Genomic DNA, 3,985 nt, shown 5'->3' with positions numbered 1-3,985 from the left:
CTTGGCGGTTATGTAAAAATTGCCGGAATGATTGATGAGAGTATGGATACTGAGCAAATGGCTCAACCTGCTCAGCCATGGGAATTCCGTTCTAAACCAGCCTGGCAACGTTTAATCGTAATGCTTGGTGGTATTATCGTAAACGTAATTGTAGGTATTTTTATCTTCTGGATGTTAACCTTTAACGTCGGGCAAAATTATACCGTTAACAGCAAACTGAACGATGGTATTTCTGTAGGCGCAATTGGGAAAGAAATTGGTTTAAAAAACGGAGATAAGATTTTAGCCATCAACGGCAACAAGTTAATCCGTTTTGAAGATGCTATATCGAGCAAAGTATTGTTTGATGGAGCTCAGCTGACCATTTTAAGGGAGAATAAAACACTTTACATTTCTGTTCCGGATATCATTTTAAATAAAATATCGAAAAACGATAAAGAGAATTTTATCTCGCCCAGATATGCGATGGAAAGTGTAGAAAAGGTAAGTGCACCTGATGAAAAAGCAGATAAACCATCTTTTTTTGATAAGCTGTTTGGCAGGAAGTTCGAGAAGCCCGTATATCCAGCTTATGCTGCAGGAATTAAACCGGGCGATAGTATTTTATCGGTTAATGGAAAACAGATTACTTTCTTCGATCAGTTTAAAGAAGAGGTTTCTAAAAACAAATTAAAACCAATTACCATTAATGCCCTACGCAAAGGCAAAGAAGTAAAGTTCGATCTTAAAGTAAGCAAAGATGGAACGATTGGAATTATCCCTAATCTAAAAATGCCTGAAACTGCACATGTAGATTTTGGCTTTATAGAGTCGTTACCAGTTGGTGCAACTATGGCATGGAGTACTTTTGTAGATAATGCAAAAGGCATTGGCAAAATGATTACCGGAAAGTTAAGTGCACGTAACATCAGCAGCCCGATAGGGATTGCCAAGGTGTACGGCAGTACTTTCGACTGGGTTAAATTCTGGACTTTAACAGGATTAATTTCGATGGCATTGGCATTTATGAATTTATTGCCTATTCCAGGCTTAGATGGAGGCCATGTAGTATTTCTTTTAATCGAAATGGTACAACGTAAGCCTGTAAGCGAAAAAGTGCTGGAAAAGGCGCAAATTGTGGGTTTTGTGATCTTGATCTGTTTAATGGTGTTTGCTTTTGGTAATGATATTCTAAAATCTTTCGGTAAGTAAAACCAAATTTATATAATTGCCGCAGATGCACAGATTTGACGAATCAATCTGAACATCTGCGGCTTTTTAATTTAATATGCACCATGAGCGCAGCAACAACAGATAGTAATTATTTCGATTTTTACGCGTTACCGATCCAGTTTAATCCAGATCAAAATGCAGTTAAAACAAAATTTTATGCATTTAGCAAGCAGTTTCATCCCGATTTTTATGCCAATGAAAGCGAAGAGAAGCAGCAAGAAGTGCTCGATCTGTCAACTTTGAACAATAAGGCTTACCAGACACTGAGTAATGCTAAAAAACGCTTAAAATACGTGCTCGAGTTAAAAGGGATTGTAGAAACAGATGAAGGTTATCAACTGCCCCAATCTTTTCTAATGGAAATGATGGATGTAAACGAGGCCTTAATGGATTTGGAATTCGAGCCGGATGCCGAAAAGCTAGCGCAGGTAAAACGAGATGTTGATGCCATAGAACAAGACCTGGCTAACGAACTGAATGATCTGATAGGTCGTTTTGATGGCAACCCAACAGCATCTGATGCACTATTGCCTTTGATTAAGGATAATTTTTACCGGCAGAAATACGTTGATCGGATTAGGGAACGCTTGCCGAAATAGATGGAAGAAGTTTGAAGTCGGGGAGTCGGAGGTCCGAAGATGTAGCGTAAAAAATAAGCGCCCCACGCTGTGCACTTTGTGCCTTTTCTTTGTGTCTTCTGCGGTTAAAAGATGGAAAGCCCTAAACCTTCCACCTTCGACCTTTGTAAGACACCCGATTGTAAAATCATTTTTTAGTTTTTGATAGGCAAAAGCTTTGTTTTACTTTCGGAGCAAACAATCAGATCAATGAATAGTTCTCTTTCAATTTTTCGTAAAGTGGCCGTAGCGGAAGGCATATCCTATTTGCTTTTATTATTTGTAGCTATGCCGTTAAAGTATTTTGCAGATCTTCCTTTGTATGTAAAATATACCGGATGGGCGCACGGATTATTATTTGTTTTATATGCAGCTACCTTAGTTTTAGCTTGGCAAGAGCAAAAATGGAAGTTTGGTAAAGCCGTTTTGATCTTTTTAGCATCACTTTTGCCATTTATGCCCTTTGTGGTTGATCGCAAATTAAAAGATGAAAGACCCCTAAACTAATTGCCCATTACACAAATTACTTACCTTTGTGTCATATGCGCTTAACAAATGATCGCCAGAGGTAGGTTAGATATCCGTTTTACCGAACTTTTTAAGGGTGCATTATACTGTATTGGTAGTGCTAGCGGTTTTAAAAAAGAACAACCCCGGTTTCCTGAAGAGCAGTTGCCCTGTCTTTCTGTTCGTACAGGTTTACATCTCGTATTAGAAGCACTAAATCTTGAACCTGGTGACGAAATACTGGTTGCAGATATTAACATCCCGGATATGTTTGCAATTATTGCAGCCCATCATTTAAAAGTTATACCATTACCTATAGATATAAATACACTAGGTATATCCGCCGGACAGATAGCGGCAGCTATTACACCCAAAACAAAGCTGCTGCTCATTACCCATTTATTTGGTGCCATAATGGATACCGAAGCACTGCTTGACATAGCCAAATTGCATAATCTGATCGTAATGGAAGATTGTGCGCAAGCTTATGATGGAGTTTATGAAGGGGATTTAAAATCGGACGTGGTATTGTTCAGTTTTGGACTAATTAAGACAAATACAGCCTTAAGTGGTGCGATACTTCAGATTAGAAACGAGCAATTACTGGCTGCGGTAAAAATATTGAACAATAGGCTGCCGGTGCAAAAAGGTAATCGATACTTCAAAAAAATAATTATTGCTACCCTGATTAACATTCTTGTCGCAAGATGGCCATTTACCATAGCTTATTGGCTTTGCAAGCAATTTGGTAAAGACTTTGATGCATTTATTACTGGTTTTACAAGAGGTTTTCCTGGTGCAGATGTAATGGAGAAAATCAAATACAGGCCATGTTATGCCAATTTGTGCATGTTGCAACATAAAGTGAGTGATTTTGATCAATCTCGTATTCATAAAAGGAAAATACTGGCTAACGAATTATTATTGAATGTTGATTCGCAAAATATTATTGGTGCTGCAAACTTAAGGCATACACATTGGGTAATTCCGATAGTAGCGGCTAATCCATCACTGTTAATCGATAAATTAAGAGAAAAAGGATTCGATGCAACGTCAAAAGCCTCTAGTTTAGTTAAGATAGGTTTCACGGGTTTGCCGCCAAAAACCTCAAATGAGCTAATACTTCAAAATTTAGTTTATCTGCCAATGAATGTGAAAATGAGTAAAAAAGAAGTTAAACAATTGAACCAGTTGTTATTAGGTAATGTGTTAAAAGGTGAAGGTTTTAGTAAATCAGATCAGACATAAAAAGAAGCAAATAAAATTTGCGAATTAAGTGCTTAATTTATACATTTGCATCCCGCTGAATAAGCAAATGCCCAGCTGGCGGAATTGGTAGACGCGCTGGTCTCAAACACCTGTGGGAAACCGTGCCGGTTCGACTCCGGCGCTGGGTACAAAGCCGGAAAGATAGTTTTTTGAAACATTCTTTCCGGTTTTTTTATGCTTTAAATTGCTGTTTATCAGGTGTATAAGCTATTTTTGAACTTCGCCAAATTTTGGATCAATACCAAAAGTTGTGGAGTAGTCATTTTTAAGCATACAATTGAGTTAGCCTGTATAGGAAAAACTTTACGCATTTCACGCCACGAAATTGGGATCTAAACGCTTTAATCTTTGCATTGAATGATTCGGCAGAAGCATTGGTC

The 3,985-nt window shown here is 38.0% G+C and carries 4 protein-coding genes and 1 tRNA gene; all 5 read left to right on the top strand.

Annotated elements, in window-relative coordinates:
• Positions 1-1,191: RIP metalloprotease RseP (gene rseP / locus AC1DND_RS21960; protein WP_477584741.1), on the top strand; the 1,191-nt coding region annotated here is incomplete at its 5' end.
• Positions 1,192-1,274: 83 nt separating this feature from the next.
• On the top strand, positions 1,275-1,811 hold the full coding sequence (gene hscB / locus AC1DND_RS21955) for a Fe-S protein assembly co-chaperone HscB (protein WP_477584740.1): 537 nt from the start codon (positions 1,275-1,277) through the stop codon (positions 1,809-1,811).
• Positions 1,812-2,039: 228 nt separating this feature from the next.
• Positions 2,040-2,336 carry a DUF3817 domain-containing protein gene (locus AC1DND_RS21950; protein WP_477584739.1) on the top strand — a complete coding sequence of 99 codons (297 nt, stop codon included), beginning with the start codon at positions 2,040-2,042 and terminating at the stop codon, positions 2,334-2,336.
• Between the two features lie 48 nt (positions 2,337-2,384).
• On the top strand, positions 2,385-3,584 hold the full coding sequence (locus AC1DND_RS21945; RefSeq protein ID WP_477584738.1) for an aminotransferase class I/II-fold pyridoxal phosphate-dependent enzyme: 1,200 nt from the start codon (positions 2,385-2,387) through the stop codon (positions 3,582-3,584).
• A 69-nt stretch (positions 3,585-3,653) separates the two neighbouring features.
• Positions 3,654-3,733: transfer RNA gene (locus AC1DND_RS21940), tRNA-Leu, on the top strand.
• Positions 3,734-3,985 lie beyond the last annotated feature (252 nt).

The organism is Pedobacter sp. 01N416 (assembly GCF_056399685.1).
This window is presented reverse-complemented; position numbering and strand designations above follow the sequence as displayed.